We start from the raw sequence: 14,170 nt of genomic DNA on the forward strand, positions 1-14,170 counted from the left end.
GCCGCTACCCCCTTCGCATCGCCCGCGCCCGGTGCTAACGCCCCGCCACCATGTCCACCGACCTTTCCAAGATCCGCAACTTTTCGATCATCGCGCATATCGACCATGGCAAGTCGACGCTCGCCGATCGCCTGATCCAGCGCACCGGCGGCCTCTCTGAGCGCGAGATGTCGGCCCAGGTGCTCGACAATATGGATATCGAGAAGGAACGCGGCATCACCATCAAGGCGCAGACCGTGCGCCTGGAGTGGAAGGGCCATGTCCTCAATCTGATGGACACGCCCGGCCACGTCGACTTCGCCTATGAGGTGAGCCGCAGCCTGGCCGCGTGCGAGGGCGCGCTGCTGGTGGTCGACGCCGCCCAGGGCGTGGAGGCGCAGACGCTCGCCAACGTCTATCAGTCGATCGAGCATGATCACGAGATCGTGCCCGTGATCAACAAGATCGATCTGCCCTCCGCCGAGCCCGAGAAGGTGAAGGCGGAGATCGAGGAGATCATCGGCCTGGATGCCTCCAACGCGGTGCTGGCCAGCGCCAAGACGGGCATCGGCATCGACGAGATCCTGGACGCCATCGTCGAGCGCATTCCCGCGCCCAAGGGCGATGCCGATGCGCCGCTGAAGGCGATGCTGGTCGATAGCTGGTACGACCCCTATCTGGGCGTCGTCATCCTGGTGCGCGTGATGGACGGCGTGATCCGCAAGGGCGCGCAGGTGAAGTTCATGCAGACCGGCACGACGCACCTGATCGATCGCGTCGGCTGCTTCCGGCCCAAGATCGAGAATCTGCCGGAGCTCGGCCCCGGCGAGATCGGCTTCATCACCGCGCAGATCAAGGAAGTGGCCCAGGCCCGCGTCGGCGACACGCTGACCGACGCGAAGAAGCCCGCGGCTGAAGCGCTGCCGGGCTTTAAGGAAGTGCAGCCGGTGGTCTTCTGCGGACTGTTTCCGGTGGACGCCAATGACTTCGAGAAGCTGCGCGAGAGCATCCACAAGCTGCGGCTGAACGACGCATCGTTCAGCTTCGAGATGGAGACGAGCGCGGCGCTGGGCTTCGGCTTTCGCTGCGGATTCCTGGGGCTGCTTCACCTGGAGATCATCCAGGAGCGGCTGACGCGCGAATATGACCTGGACCTGATCACCACGGCGCCGTCGGTGGTCTACAAGCTCAAGCTCACCAAGGCGGCGGGCGAGGCGGAAGGGCAGGAGCTGGAGCTCCACAACCCCGCCGACATGCCCGATCCCAACCGCATCGACGAGATCGAGGAGCCGTGGATCCGCGCCGTGATCTATGTGCCCGACGAATATCTCGGCTCCATCCTGAAGCTCTGCCAGGACCGCCGCGGCATCCAGAAGGATCTCACCTATGTCGGCGGCCGCGCCCAGGTGACCTATGAGCTGCCGCTCAACGAGGTGGTGTTCGATTTCTACGACCGGCTGAAGAGCATCAGCCGCGGCTATGCCAGCTTCGATTACGAGCAGATCGGCCATCGTGCCGGCGATCTGGTGAAGATGTCGATCCTGGTGAACAACGAGCCGGTCGACGCGCTGAGCATGATCGTCCACCGCTCCACCGCGGAATCGCGCGGGCGCGGCATGTGCGAGCGGCTGAAGGACCTGATCCCGCGCCACCTGTTCAAGATCCCGATCCAGGCGGCGATCGGCGGCAAGGTGGTCGCGCGCGAGACGATCGCGGCGCTGCGTAAGGATGTTACCGCCAAATGCTATGGCGGCGACATAACCCGCAAGCGCAAGCTTCTGGAAAAGCAGAAGGAAGGCAAGAAGCGGATGCGCGAATACGGCAGCGTCCAGATCCCCCAGGAAGCCTTCATCGCCGCATTGAGGATGGGGGAGGAATAATCCCCCCTCACATCGCGCGCAGCAGCTTCAGCCCTTCCTTTGGCGGCAGGGCCAGCGCGGCATCGATCAGTGCGATGTGCGCGTCGCAGCGCGTGGCGGGCGTGCCTTCGCCGTTGAGCGCCTCCAGGAACGCTTCCCGGCTCATGCCCGCCAGGCGCGCCGCCTTTTCGGTGGTGCCGCCCGATATCGTGTAGCTCGTGTCCCGCTTCTCCGGCGGATCGCCGTCGGTTTCCATCACGACGCGCGTGTAGATCGGGTCTAAGCGGGAATCGAAACCCCGGACCACCTGCCTTGCCGCGGAGGGAAGTTCATCGGAGTTGAAATAGGCGTCGCACCACGCCGGATCGGTCTCGCGCAGGCTGCGGGCGATTTCGGCAGTCACGCGACGATAGTCCGCGACGAGTGCATAGGGCGCGCGAACGATCCCGTCCGAAAAGCGCTGGTTGAGCAGTTCCCTGACGATGCGGAACCACTCCAGAGTCGTCTTGCCGCGGTCCTTGGCGCTGGCCCAACTGGCGCTCAGCGCGCCGGCAAGCTTGGGGTTGCGCTTCTTCACCTCCGCCCATTCCGGCATGCCGGTACTCATCAGCGTGAGCACCTGTTGCGCGTCGCTGTCAAGGTTGGAGACCGAGGAGGAGGGCATCGGCAAGCTAACCACCGGCGGCGCGTCCGTGCCGGATTTGCCGGACGGAAGCGGATCGGCGATCCCGGCGAACGCGCGGACCAGGAAGATCACCACCAGTATCGCGATCGGCCAGGCGAAGCGCATCACCCATTCCTCGGCGGGCACGGGCTCGCCCCGATCCTGCGGGGGCGGTGATGCGGCCCCCTGATCCGTGGACGGCTTCCACAGCCCGACGCGGAAGGAATCGAAGCAGCCCTCCAGGTCCGGGTACTCGCTGCGCACGCGGTGGAGCAGCCGGTGGACCTTGGCCACGCTGATCCGCCCGCGCTTGGATCCTTCGTCCGCCGGGGTGATCAGCTCCTGCCAGGCGTCGTAATGCTCGCTTCCCGGCGTGCGGCAGGCGCGCATGAAGGCCAGCATCCGGTACCGGTCGCTTACCTCGCCGATCGCGCGCGTCTGGGCGATCGTGCCGTCGGTGCGCGTCCAGCCGAAATATTCGACCGCGGGGATCACCAGCGCGTCGGAGAAGGGCGCGCTCTGGGCCAGCACCTCGCTGAACCAGCGTTCCGAATCCGCGTAGAAGGTCAGGTTGTGCATGCGCGGATCGGCGATCATCGCCCGCCAGTGCGCCAGCATCGCCGCGTCCTCCTCCGCGGTGGACCAGCGGTTATGCTCGCCCTGATGCGCGAACAGCAGCGCCGCCAGCGCGCGGGCGTGATCCTCGATCTGCTCGGGCGTCGGCGATTGCCATGGGGAGGGCGGCGGCGGAGGAGGCGGGGGAGGCGGTAGTTCCTCCTGCGCGGGCGGCATGTCCCACGCCTGGGGCTCCGGCAGCGGTTCGCCGCTCGCGGGGGCCGCCGGCTCGGCCTCGGCCCATTCGGCGGTCTCGGGCAGCGGCGCGTCCGATGCCGGGGGGGCGGGGGCCGGATCGCGCCAGTCGCTCGCCTCGACGAAGCCCTCGCCCTCGCTGGGCACAAGCGGCGGGGCCAGCGGCGCCTCGGGCACCGACGGGATGCTCCATTCGGCGACCGGCCCGGCGCCTTCGCCCGCCGCGCTCTTCAGGAAACGATCGCCATCGACCTTTTCCAGCAGGAACGCGACCTGGGGCGAACGATGCTGCGGCGGCAGATCGCCCCAGGCGAAGGCGCGCATCGCCGGCCCCAGCAGCGGCTCCGATACCGGCCAGCAGCCCGCGATCAGCTCGGCATAGCGGCGGTCGGCCTGGGCGCGATAGCCCAGCTCCTCCATGCGCGGATCGCCCAGGCCGGTGGCGAAGCGTTCGCCCAGCCAGCGCTCCTCCGCCTCGTCCACCGGGCGCATCCGCGGCACGCCGCCGGGGCGCAGCAGCCCCGCGATGTCGCGAAAGGCCAGCGCTTCGTCGGGGGGTTCGCCCTCGGGCTCCGCTGCCGTCTCCGCCGGGGCGTCCGCGCCGTCGGCTGCCGCGCCGGCGCGCACGCCGGGATGGCTGGAGGCGATATAGTCCGAATAGCGCCGCGCCGCTCCGGCGGCGTCCTCCACGGCGGCTTCGGCGGTTTCGTCTCCCTCCTCGTCCCAGTCTTCGTCTTCGTCCTCGTCATCCCAGTTATGGTTGACCCAGGGCGCCATCGACTTGGCCTGCTCGAACGCCTCGCGCAGCGCGATGAACGCCTGTGGCTCGCGATCGACGTCGATCGCCTTCAGCTTCGCCGAATAGGCGACGCGGATCGCGCGCACATCCTCGGTCGGCTCGATCCCCAGCGCGGCCCAGGCCGGGTGCGGATGTCTGCCGCCAGTCATGGTCTATGTCCAAATGATGCGGCGATTATTGCGAGCAGAAACCAGGCGGGGATGAGCCACGACACCCAGCGGGGCAATCCGCCGGGTTCCGGCCCGTAGTCATGCTGAACGGTCCGCAGATAGGCTGGATCGGCAGTATTGTTCTTCCACATCTCGACCCGCAGGGGATCGAACTGCCGCTCAACTTCGGGACAGCAGAAGCGGACGGTGGTGAGGATGTTGTAGACGGTGTGCGGATCGACCCGGCCCCGGTTCGACTTGGGATAGGCCTTGCTGCGCAATTCTACCCACGCCGGATGATGCGAATGCGTCGGTAGCCGTGCCTGGTCCAGGAACTGCAGCGCCTTGTAGTGCCGCAGGATATATTCGACGCCGGGGTCGCTGGAGATGCTGCCCATCGCGCGCTCCCAGCGGAAGAAGCTCACCACGGGCATGACCAGGGCATTCGACCGCGGAAGCGTCGCGCTGATTAGCCAGGCTGCCCAGCGCTCCAGCTCGTCCAGGGCGCTAATCTGCTGGAGGTGCGGATCCGCCGCGATTGCCGTCCAGTGAGCCAAGGCTTCGCTCTTTTCACCGTCGGAAAGGCAGGGGTCCTGACCCGCCCAGTCAGTCAGCAGTGCTTCAAGCGCGTGATAATGCGCTTGGGTGCCGATTGGTGGTTGCGCGGGCCAGTCGGATCGAAACGGTTCCTCCGCTTCGCGTGAAGGTTCTTCCGGGGGATCGGGAGCCGCTTCCCTCGTCGATCCTGGAGTACTATTTATAGATTTTACAAAGGATTGTACGAATTCAAACGCCTCGCGTAGCGCGATGAACGCCTCGGGCTCGCGATCGACGTCGATCGCCTTCAGCTTCGCCGAATAGGCGGCGCGGATCGCGCGCGGGTCGTTGGTCGGCTCGATCCCCAGCTCGTGCCAGGCGTCGGCACCGTTCACAGGAAGCGCTCGCCCTCGATCTGGTCGAGCGTGGCCACCAGCGCGACGCGGGCCTCGCGGATCACGCGCGGGTCCTGTGTGGAAAGCGCGCCTTCGAACGCGCCGATCGCCTGGCCGATCATGTCGCGCTGCATGCCGGTGAAGCCTTCGTAGCAGCGCGCGGCGCGGGCCAGCACGGCGGCGTTCTCCGCCTCGTCGCGCGGGTGCAGCTTCAGCTTGGCCAGCGCGGCGCGGCGTTCCTCGATCTGGGCGGCGGTGAAGTCGCTCTCGTCGACGATCACCAGGTTGCGGGTGATCTCCGTCCCCGGGATCGTCACGTCGACCTCCAGCAGGCCGCTGGAATCATAGCTGAAGCGGCATTCGGCGCTCACATGGCCGGCGGGCTTGGGCGGGATCGGCACCTTCAGCTCGCCCAGCTTCACGTTCCCGGCAACCTCGCGCGCCTCGCCCTGATAGATGCCGAAGCGCAGCTCGCGCTGGTTGTCCGACAGCGTGGTGTAATAGTTCACCCGGCTGGTGGGGATCGCGGTGTTGCGATCGATGATCGGGCTGAAGATGCCGCTGCGGTATCCGCCGCGCCCGTCCGGCTCGGCCATGTCCACGCCCAGCGTGAAGGGGCAGACATCGGTCAACCGCACCTCTTCCAGCGCCGAATCGCGCGCCAGCAGCCCGGCCTGCACTGCTGCGCCCAGCGCCACGGCGTGATCGGGATGCACGGTAGCGTTGGGGAAGCGGCCGAACATGCGGGTGATCGCGCGGCGCACGATCGGCATGCGCGTGGCGCCGCCCACCAGCACGATCTCGCTCAGCGCCTCCACCCGGATGTTCGAATCGCGCAGCGAGCGGAGCACGGGATCGCGCAGCCGCTGGAGGAGCTGGGCACAGCCATCCTCGAACGCCAGCGAGCTGACGGTCGTGCTGTATTCCCTGCCGTCCCACACGATGGTGAAATCGGCCTCGTCCGCCTCGCTCAGCTTGCGGCGCGCGCGTTCGGCGGCGGCGCGGAGCAGCTCGACCAGCACGACCGGATCGACCTTCTCCAGCTCCTTGCCCGGATCCAGCTTGGGGCGGGCGATGTCGATCAGGCGGGCGTTGAAATCCTCGCCGCCCAGCCGGTTGTCGCCGGCCGATGCGCGGACCTCCACCACGCCCTCGAACACCTCGACGATCGACACGTCGAAGGTGCCGCCGCCCAGATCGAAGACCAGGAACGGCTCCTGCTCGCGCGTCTGGATGCCGAAGGCGAGCGCGGCGGCGGTCGGCTCGTTGATCAGCCGCTCGACCTTCAGCCCGGCGAGCTGGCCCGCGCGGCGCGTGGCCTTGCGCTGGCGATCGTTGAAATAGGCGGGAACGGTGATGACGGCGCCGGTCACTTCCTCCCCGGTGAAGGCCTCGGCATCGGCCTTCAGGCTCTTGAGCACCAGCGCGGACAGCTCCTCGGCATCGAAGCTGCGCTTGCCCAGCGCCACCGTCTGCTGGGTGCCGATATAGCGTTTGAAGGCGGTGACCGTGTGGCGCGGATGGGTCGGCTGGCGCTCGCGCGCGGCCATGCCGACGAACACCTCGCCCTTGTCGCCGATGCTCACCGCCGAAGGGGTCAGCAGATCGCCGATCGAATTGGGTACGAGTACCGGCCCGCCGTCGCGCCAGATGGCGGCCGCACTGTTGGTCGTGCCCAGATCGATGCCGATAATCACAAGAAATTCCCCCGGAAACGCCAAAGGTTAACCGAGGTACTTTCGATTCGCCAGCGGGTTGCATCCGGGACGGAGCGGGATTTTCCGCCCCGGATCGCCTGCGGCTTACTTGACCAGCGCGGCCTTCACCTCGGCCCAGCCGACCAGCTTGAAGTTCTGGGTGGCGCCTTCGTTCACATCGTCCTGCATCGCCACCAGCCCGGCGGCATAGGGGCCGATCGCGCCGGTCCAGGCGTCCACGCCGTCGGTGCCGCTCACGCCGTCCACGGCGCCGTTGGCGGCCACGCGGAAGCGGCCCAGATAGCGTTCCGCCCCGGCCGCGCCGCTCACCTCCCACACCGCGAAGGCGCTGTCGCCCTGGCTGGAAACGATGACATAGGTGCCCTCCGCGTCGCGGATCAGCGTCACCCCCTCGACATCGGGGACCAGCCGCCCGTCCGCCACGCCGGAAACCAGCGTGCGCGTGCCCGGCGCGGCGCCCAGCGGATAGCGCCACAGGCCCACCAGCTCCTCGCCGATGAAGAGCGTGCCGGTCGCGTCATCGACCGAGCATCCCTCGGACTGCGACCCTACCGCATAGCGGCGGCGTTCGGTGCCGGTGATCTCCGCGCCGGCGGTGTCGAGCGTGTACTCGCGCACCGCGCCGTCCTTGGCGACGAGCACCGCGATCAGCGTGCCGTCCACGCGGCCCATGCAGAAGCCATAGGGCTCGACCACGTCGGACTTGATGAAGCCCGCGGGCTTCAGCTCGCCGGTCCCGTCATAGCGGTAGAGCGCCACGCCCATCCGCCCGCGATCCGAAGCGCCCGCGACGAAGCCCGCGCCCTCGCTGCGCAGATCGACGTTGTTGAGCAGCCCTTCGGGCAGGAACTGGAGCGATTCGCCGCCGAGCGCATAGACGTAGAGCCCGGCCTTCTTGTCGGTGCCGAGCATCAGGCCCGGAACATCATGTCCGCCGAAGTTTGCGGAAGCGCCGTCAGAGCGGCCCCAGATCGCGGGATCGTCCGCGGCGTCGGCGGCCGTGGTGGCGACCGCCACCGTCTCCGCCGCGGCGGGAACCTCCACCGTCGGCGCCGGCGGGATAGCGGCCGGGCGCGGCGTCCCGGGCGCGCATGCGGCGGTCAGGAACAGGAGCAGGGCACCGCCAGTGCCGCCGATAGGACGCCGCATCATCATTCGAATCCCCTTGAACCGCCCGGAACGGGCATGGCCGCCGCCGATGGCCGCGGAACATGACAGTCGTGTTGCATCGGCGTGTCGCGCAGAGCCGCGATTTGATGGCCAAATCCTTGCGGGAAAACGGCGACTCCTTCATACCGGGTGCCGCCGGGCTTGAGTCCCGGCTGGCTGGGCGGGGGGCCCTGCCGGGTGGAGGGGCGTGTGAACCTTATTCCCGACGTCGCGCTTGCTGAGAATACCAGCCAGCGCCTGCCTTGCGTGGTCGTCCTCGACGGTTCGTCGTCGATGGCGCAGAACAACGCCATCGGCGCGTTGAACGATGGCCTGCGCCTGCTGGAGCAGGACCTGAAGGCCGACGATGTGGCCCGCCAGCGGGTGCGCATCCTGGTGCTGCGCGTCGGCGCCCCGCACGATGTGGAGGTCGTCAGCGACTGGACCGACGCGATCGAGTTCGAGGCGCCCGAGATCGAGGCGAATGGCACCACCCCGCTGGGCACCGGCGTGCGCCGCGCGCTGGACGAGATCGAGGCCGAGAAGGCGCGCTATCGCGATCACGGCATCCCCTATAACCGCCCCTGGCTGTTCATCCTGACCGACGGCGAACCGACCGATCCCGATTGGGAAGCCGCGGCCGACGAATGCCGCAAGGCCGAGGAATCGGGACACGCCACCGTGTTCTGCGTCGGCGTGGGCGATGCGAACCTGACCAAGCTGGGCCGCTTCAGCCCGCGCCAGCCGCTGGCGCTGAAGGGGCTGGCATTCCGCGAGTTCTTCCTGTGGCTCAGCCGCAGCGCGCGCGCGGGATCCAAGTCCGCGCCCAGCGACAGCATCCAGATGGCGGCCCCGTCCGATTGGGCGGTGGTGCCGGGACGCGCCGGATAATGGCTGCCCGGGCGTGGCGTGTTGCGGGAACCTCCGTGGCGGGGCCGTGCCATGCGGCCGACGCCTGCGAGGATCATCATCGCGTCCATGTGACCCCCGGCGGTGTGCTGATCGCCGTGGTGTCGGACGGCGCCGGATCGGCCCGCCACGGCGCGGAGGGGGCGCGGATCCTGTGCGATCATGTGGCCGAGGCGCTGGCGCGGCTGTTTCCCGGGCGCAGGCTGAAGGCGGGAGCGCTGGCGGGCGTGCCCGATGCCGTGGCCGCGGGGATCGAGGCGGCGCGCGCCGCCGCGGGCGAGCTGGCCGCAGAGCGCGGCCTGACCATCGACGCCTTCCACGCCACGCTGGTGGGCGCCGTGGCGGTGCCGGGCAAGGGCGGGCAGTTCTTCCACATCGGCGATGGCGCGGCGCTGGCGCTGGATGCGCCTGCCGGCCGCTGGCTGCTGTCGCCGCCGAGCAACGGCGAATATGCCGACACGACCTTCTTCTTCACCGAGCAGGACTGGCGCGAGAACCTGCGCTTCCGCCCGATCGAACCGGGTTATGACACGATCTTCGTGATGAGCGACGGCGTGACCGATCTGGGCTTCAAGACGAACGGGCATGGGCCGGAACCACACATGCCCTTTTTCGAGCCGATCGGCCGTTTCCTGGCGAACGCCAGCCGGGAGGAGGGCGAACTGGCGCTGCGCGCGACGCTGGACAGCATCGCCGCGCGCGAGCGCACCGCCGACGACAAGACGCTGGTGTGGGCGCAGGCGCGATGACCGAGCTGTTCCTGGGGCGCGGCGCCGAACGGCGGCCGGTTACGCTGGGGCCGCTGCTGGGCGAAGGCGCCGCGGGCAAGGTTTATTCGATCGTCGAGATGCGCGGCGCGGCCGCCAAAATCTATCATGGCGCCGCCGCCCGCCAATATGAGGCGAAGGTCGACGCGATGCTCGCCAGCCCGCCGGACCTGCCCCCGGCGACGCATCGCGGCATCGCCTATCCCCAGATCGCCTGGCCCCAGGCGAAGCTGTTCGATCGCAGCGGGCGCTTCGTCGGCTTCCTGATGCCGGAGATTGATTTCGCGCGCTCCACCAGCCTGGTGAACCTGCTCCAGAAGAGCAGCCGCCGCGTGGAGAAGCTGTCCGAATATTACGGCTATCGCGTGCTGGTGGCGCGCAACCTGGCGTCGGTGTTCGCCGAGCTGCATCGCGCCGGCCACCACATGATCGACATGAAGCCGGCCAATCTGCGCTTCTATCCGGCGGTGAGCTGGATGGCGGTGGTCGATACCGACGGCTTCAGCATCCAGGGGCGCGGCGGGCGGATCGGCGCCGAGCAGGTGAGCGACGACTATATCGCGCCCGAAAGCTGGCAGCGGTCCCCGGGCGAGCTGGGCATCGAGCAGGACCTGTTCGCGCTCGCCGTGATCATCTTCCAGTTGCTCAACAACGGCGTGCATCCCTTTTCGGGCGGATCGGGCAGCGGCGATCAGGCGACCGATCTGCAGACCCGCATCCTGCAGGGCGTCTATGCCTATGGCCTGGCCCCGCTGGAGGGCGCGACGCCCAGCCAGGCGAGCATCCACCGCATGTTCCGCCGCGGTACGCGCGTGATGTTCGATTGCGCCTTCCTGCCCGGCGACCGCCGGCCGAGCGCGGAGGAGTGGCGCGATCATCTGGACGCGCTGATGGAAAAGCTGGTGCCCTGCACCGCGAAGCCGGAAGAGCATGCGCATTTCGGATCGGGCTGCGGCTTCTGCGGGCATGAGGCGCGGATCAGCGCGGCGAAGGTCATCCCGCTGCGCCCGCGCACGGAGCGTCCGCGCGCGGCGTCGTCCCAACAGCCCCAGGCGACGCCCAGCCGCCTGCCGGCAGCGCGCAAGGCACCCGGAGTGCCTCCGGCACTGCCGCCGCGCAGCCCGTCGCGGGCGATGGTGGCCTATGTTCCCGTTCACGCGGCGCGCAACCGGTCGAACGGCGGGCGCTGGGCGGGGCTGGTCGTGCTGGCGGGGCTGGCCGGGGCGCTGTTCGTCTCGCAGGACCAGTGGCGACCGCTGCTTGCGGGGCTGGGGCCGGCGGGCGCGCGCGCCGCGGCGATCGGCGATGTTTCCGCCGCGACGCCTGGTCCCCCGGCGGCGCTGGAGACCTTTCCCAGCCCGCGCGGCTATCGCGTGCTGCCCGCCGCGGGAGCGCTCACGGTGCCGCTGCGCCTTGGCCCGGGCGAGGAATATGCCGAGGTCGAGCGGCTCGACCTGCACGATACCGTCGTCGCCACCGGTTCCAGCAGCCGCGATGGCGGCCCCGCCTGGCTGTGGGTGATGCGCGAGCGCGACGGGGCGACCGGCTTCGTGCTCGCGGACGCGCTGCGCCCCCGCGCCGGGGAGGAAGGCGCCACGCAGAAGGCCGCCGCGACCACCCAGGCCGAGCGCGATGTCGATGCCCGCTATGGCGAGCTGATGGCCAAGGCGGGCCGCTACGACCGCGCCTATCTGGCCGAGATGCAGCGCATGTGGGAGGGCGAGCGCCAGCGCTGCGCAGAGACCGCCGATCCCGCCTCCTGCCGCAGCGACCTCCTCGCCCAGCGCCGCCGCGAGCTGGAGGGTTGGGCCGCGGTGGAGGCGCCGCCGCCGTCTCCGGTCACGCCCGCCGCGCTGGGCAAGCTGAACTGACTCGCCAGCCCGCCGTGGAGCGGGCAAGGGATTGGCCATGGCCAGACTGTTCCTGCTGCTGCTTGCCGCGCTGCTGCTCGGCGCCGCGCCCGCGCCGCCGCAGCCGCAGCGCGGGCCGCTGGTGCTGGCCGCCGCGAGCATGCAGGAGGCGCTGAACGAGGCCGCGGACCTTTGGGCGCGCAAGGGCAATGCCCGGCCGGTGCTGTCGTTCGCCGCATCCTCGGCACTGGCGCGGCAGGCGGCGGCGGGGGCGCCCGCCGATCTGTTCGTTTCGGCCGACAGGGAGTGGATGGATTTCCTCCAGGCGCGCGGCCGGCTGGTGCCGGGGACGCGCGCCGATCTGGCGGGCAACCGGCTGGTGCTGGTCGCGCGCAGCGGCGACGCCCGGCCGGTGCCGCTGCGCCCGGGGAGCCCGCTGGCGGCGATGCTGGGCAACGGCAGGCTGGCGATGGCAGACCCGGATTCGGTGCCCGCGGGCCGATACGGCAAGGCGGCGCTGACCCGGCTGGGGCTGTGGAACGCGCTGGCGCCGCGCGTGGTGCGGGCGGAGAATGTCCGCGCGGCGCTGGCGCTGGTCGAGCGCGGGGCGGCGGCCTATGGCGTCGTCTACGCCACCGACGCGCGCGCATCCGCCCGGGTGCGCGTGGCGGGCGTGTTCCCGGCGGACAGCCACCCGCCGATCCGCTACCCGATCGCCCGGCTGAACCGGGGACCGCAGCCCGCGAAGGCCGAGGCGTTCCGCCGCTTCCTGCTCTCGGCGGAGGGCAAGGCGGTGCTGGCCCGGCACGGGTTCCAGACATGGTGATGGCGGCGCGATGCTGACGCCGGAGGAATGGGGCGTCGTCGCGCTGTCGCTCAAGGTGGGGGGCGTCGCGGTGGCGGCCGCACTGCCCGTGGCCTTCGCGCTCGCCTGGGTGCTGGCGCGCGTGCGCTTCCCGGGAAAGCTGCTGCTCGACGGGCTGGTCCATCTGCCGCTGGTGGTGCCGCCGGTAGTCACCGGATGGCTGCTGCTGCTCGCCTTCGCGCCGGAGGGGCCGGTGGGTGGCTGGCTCGAGCGCTGGTTCGGCGCGAGCGTGCTGTTCCGCTGGAGCGGCGCGGCGATCGCGGCCGGGGTGATGGCGCTGCCGCTGATGGTGCGCGCGATCCGGCTTTCGATCGAGGCGGTGGACCGGCGGCTGGAGGATGCCGCCGCGACGCTGGGCGCAACCCCGCGCCGTGTGTTCCTGACGGTCACGCTGCCGCTCAGCCTGCCGGGCGTGATCGCGGGCGCGGTTCTCGGCTTCGCCCGCGCGCTGGGCGAGTTCGGCGCGACGATCACCTTCGTCTCCAACGTGCCGGGAGAGACCGAGACGCTGCCGCTCGCCATCTATGCCGCGCTCCAGATACCGGGGGCGGAGGGGCAGGTGCTGCGGCTGGCGCTGGTTTCCGTGCTGCTGTCGCTGGCGGCGCTCGTCGCGTCGGAGCTGATCGCGCGGCGGACGGGGAGGGGCACGCATGTCCTTTGACATCGCCGTCACGCGCCGGGTGGGCGATGGCGAGATCGCGTGCCGCATCGCGCCCGCGGACGGGCTGACCGTGCTGTTCGGCCCCTCGGGCGCGGGAAAGACGAGCGTGCTCAACATGGTGGCGGGGCTGCTGCGCCCCGATGCCGGGCATGTCCGCGTGGGCGGCGAGACGCTGTTCGATGCCGCGGCGGGCGTCGATCTGGCCGTGCCGGCCCGGCGCGCGGGCTATGTTTTCCAGGAACCCCGGCTGTTCCCGCACCTGCGCGTATCCGCGAACCTGGCCTATGGCGCGCGGGGCGAGCGCACTGGCCCGCTGGCGCCGGAGGAGGTGGTGGAATTCCTGGGCATCGGCCACCTGCTCGATCGCTGGCCGCGCACGCTTTCGGGCGGGGAGGCGCGGCGGGTGGCGATCGGCCGGGCGCTGCTCAGCGATCCGGCCTTCCTGCTGCTCGACGAGCCGCTCTCCTTCCTCGATCGCGCGCGGCGTGAGGAGATCATGGCGGTGATCGAGCGGCTGCGCGACACGGTGCGGCTGCCGATCCTGATGGTGACCCATGATCGTGGCGAGGCCGAGCGGCTGGCGAGCCATATCGTCGAGATGTGATGCGGCGAATCCCGGAATCGGCACGGTGGCGCGATCTGCCGCTTGCCTATGCCACCGGTTTCGCGTCAATGTAACAAAACGGACATGCATCCGTCATGGGAGGGGAAACCATGAAGGGGGTACAGGGGCAGGAGGCCGGGGCGGCCGATCCGCCGGTGATTTCAGGAGCCGATGCGCTGCTGGGCAGCAGCACGCGGCGTTTCCACAATGCCGTGCTCGCGATGGGTATCCTGGCGGCCGGCCTGGCCGTGTGGGCGGTGGTGCGCATGTTCGGCGACGCCGGGCCGGGTGAGATCCTGATCCTGCTCACCTCGGCCTGGATCGCCTGGGTGGTGGTGGTCGCGCTGCGCATGTGGGAACGCTTCGGCGCCAGCGTGCAGGAAGCCATCGCGCAGGAAAGCGACGAAGAGCCTGCCAGCGTGCCGAGCGTGGCGGTCTAGAGTCTGTCCGCCTTT

At 69.6% G+C, this 14,170-nt stretch carries 12 protein-coding genes; 8 read left to right on the forward strand and 4 right to left on the reverse strand.

The genetic code is table 11. From position 1 onward, the window contains the following. The first annotated feature begins 50 nt into the window (after positions 1–50). Positions 51–1,859, forward strand: coding sequence for a translation elongation factor 4 (gene lepA, locus OM513_RS06875; protein ID WP_264943409.1), 1,809 nt, complete (start codon positions 51–53; stop codon positions 1,857–1,859). Between the two features lie 7 nt (positions 1,860–1,866). Here lepA and OM513_RS06880 read toward each other — a convergent pair whose 3' ends face one another. From OM513_RS06880 to OM513_RS06895, 4 genes are all read right to left on the reverse strand, one after another. Continuing rightward, positions 1,867–4,260: a hypothetical protein gene (locus tag OM513_RS06880; RefSeq protein WP_264943410.1), complete on the reverse strand. Its 2,394-nt coding sequence runs from the start codon at positions 4,258–4,260 to the stop codon at positions 1,867–1,869. After that, positions 4,257–5,192, reverse strand: a complete 936-nt coding sequence (locus OM513_RS06885; protein WP_264943411.1) for a hypothetical protein — start codon at positions 5,190–5,192, stop codon at positions 4,257–4,259. The genes OM513_RS06880 and OM513_RS06885 overlap by 4 nt, the downstream gene beginning before the upstream one ends. Beyond that, positions 5,189–6,889 (reverse strand): Hsp70 family protein, encoded by a 1,701-nt coding sequence (locus tag OM513_RS06890; RefSeq protein WP_264943412.1) that lies wholly within the window; start codon positions 6,887–6,889, stop codon positions 5,189–5,191. Before OM513_RS06890 ends, OM513_RS06885 begins: the two co-directional genes overlap by 4 nt. Positions 6,890–6,994: 105 nt before the next feature. Further along, entirely contained in the window at positions 6,995–8,062 is a 1,068-nt protein-coding gene (locus OM513_RS06895) for a phytase (protein WP_264943413.1), read from the reverse strand. Positions 8,063–8,269: 207 nt separating this feature from the next. Between OM513_RS06895 and OM513_RS06900 the strand changes: the two genes are divergently transcribed. The 7 genes from OM513_RS06900 (at position 8,270) to OM513_RS06930 (ending at position 14,155) form a co-directional block, all read left to right on the forward strand. Then, positions 8,270–8,950 (forward strand): vWA domain-containing protein, encoded by a 681-nt coding sequence (locus OM513_RS06900; RefSeq protein WP_264943414.1) that lies wholly within the window; start codon positions 8,270–8,272, stop codon positions 8,948–8,950. 35 nt (positions 8,951–8,985) lie between these two features. Beyond that, positions 8,986–9,717: a PP2C family serine/threonine-protein phosphatase gene (locus OM513_RS06905; RefSeq protein WP_264943415.1), complete on the forward strand. Its 732-nt coding sequence runs from the start codon at positions 8,986–8,988 to the stop codon at positions 9,715–9,717. Then, a complete protein-coding gene (locus OM513_RS06910) occupies positions 9,714–11,606 on the forward strand; it encodes a hypothetical protein (RefSeq protein WP_264943416.1) in 1,893 nt (630 codons plus the stop codon). The genes OM513_RS06905 and OM513_RS06910 overlap by 4 nt, the downstream gene beginning before the upstream one ends. Positions 11,607–11,643: 37 nt before the next feature. Further along, complete coding sequence (gene modA, locus OM513_RS06915) at positions 11,644–12,411, forward strand: molybdate ABC transporter substrate-binding protein (protein ID WP_264943417.1); 768 nt, start codon at positions 11,644–11,646, stop codon at positions 12,409–12,411. A 10-nt stretch (positions 12,412–12,421) separates the two neighbouring features. Then, on the forward strand, positions 12,422–13,111 hold the full coding sequence (gene modB, locus OM513_RS06920) for a molybdate ABC transporter permease subunit (protein WP_264943418.1): 690 nt from the start codon (positions 12,422–12,424) through the stop codon (positions 13,109–13,111). Continuing rightward, on the forward strand, positions 13,101–13,715 hold the full coding sequence (locus tag OM513_RS06925; RefSeq protein ID WP_264943419.1) for an ATP-binding cassette domain-containing protein: 615 nt from the start codon (positions 13,101–13,103) through the stop codon (positions 13,713–13,715). Before modB ends, OM513_RS06925 begins: the two co-directional genes overlap by 11 nt. A gap of 110 nt (positions 13,716–13,825) precedes the next feature. After that, positions 13,826–14,155 carry a hypothetical protein gene (locus tag OM513_RS06930; protein ID WP_264943420.1) on the forward strand — a complete coding sequence of 110 codons (330 nt, stop codon included), beginning with the start codon at positions 13,826–13,828 and terminating at the stop codon, positions 14,153–14,155. The last annotated feature ends 15 nt before the right edge of the window (positions 14,156–14,170 follow it).

Source organism: Sphingomonas canadensis, assembly GCF_026013525.1.
Taxonomy (GTDB): domain Bacteria; phylum Pseudomonadota; class Alphaproteobacteria; order Sphingomonadales; family Sphingomonadaceae; genus Sphingomonas; species Sphingomonas canadensis.

Bases quoted from the DNA above. Each gene is read 5' to 3' on its own strand.
- OM513_RS06880 (WP_264943410.1), bottom strand. From the start codon at position 4,260: ATGACTGGCGGCAGACATCCGCACCCGGCCTGGGCCGCGCTGGGGATC.
- modB (WP_264943418.1), top strand. From the start codon at position 12,422: ATGCTGACGCCGGAGGAATGGGGCGTCGTCGCGCTGTCGCTCAAGGTG.
- modA (WP_264943417.1), top strand. From the start codon at position 11,644: ATGGCCAGACTGTTCCTGCTGCTGCTTGCCGCGCTGCTGCTCGGCGCC.
- OM513_RS06925 (WP_264943419.1), top strand. From the start codon at position 13,101: ATGTCCTTTGACATCGCCGTCACGCGCCGGGTGGGCGATGGCGAGATC.
- lepA (WP_264943409.1), top strand. From the start codon at position 51: ATGTCCACCGACCTTTCCAAGATCCGCAACTTTTCGATCATCGCGCAT.
- OM513_RS06910 (WP_264943416.1), top strand. From the start codon at position 9,714: ATGACCGAGCTGTTCCTGGGGCGCGGCGCCGAACGGCGGCCGGTTACG.
- OM513_RS06895 (WP_264943413.1), bottom strand. From the start codon at position 8,062: ATGATGCGGCGTCCTATCGGCGGCACTGGCGGTGCCCTGCTCCTGTTC.
- OM513_RS06930 (WP_264943420.1), top strand. From the start codon at position 13,826: ATGAAGGGGGTACAGGGGCAGGAGGCCGGGGCGGCCGATCCGCCGGTG.